The sequence below is a fragment of the Paenibacillus oleatilyticus genome, from assembly GCF_018998565.1.
GTDB lineage: Bacteria > Bacillota > Bacilli > Paenibacillales > NBRC-103111 > Paenibacillus_G > Paenibacillus_G oleatilyticus.
Map to the genome: position 1 here is coordinate 1 of NZ_JAHNZO010000188.1, position 334 is coordinate 334.

1 protein-coding gene is annotated in these 334 nt (G+C 51.5%); it reads right to left on the reverse strand.

The annotated features are described in order from the left end of the window. Positions 1 to 156: MutS N-terminal domain-containing protein (locus KQX66_RS39135; RefSeq protein WP_216798451.1), on the reverse strand; the 156-nt coding region annotated here is incomplete at its 3' end. Between the last annotated feature and the right edge of the window lie 178 nt (positions 157 to 334).

Here is a 334-nt window from a genome sequence, read left to right on the forward strand (position 1 = left end):
ATCCAGCAGTTGGGAAGCGCGCTTGGCGTCGTCGTAAAACAGCTCGTAGAAGTCGCCCATGCGGTAGAACAGCAGGATTTCAGGATGCTGGGCCTTGAGGCGCAGGTACTGCTGCATCATCGGCGTGTGCGAATCGAGTTTATCGGTGCTATTCATGCGATTATTTTTCCAATCCATTGAATGTAAAGGGAACTGTGATTTTCATTGTCGTCATTCGCTATCACATTGTTTCAGCAGGCGTCGCCCCACTCAGCGCTTGGCGGGCGGCGCAAATCAAATCATCAAAACGCCAAACGGCGCGCTCAAACCTGAGGTTTGCACAGACGCTTATACT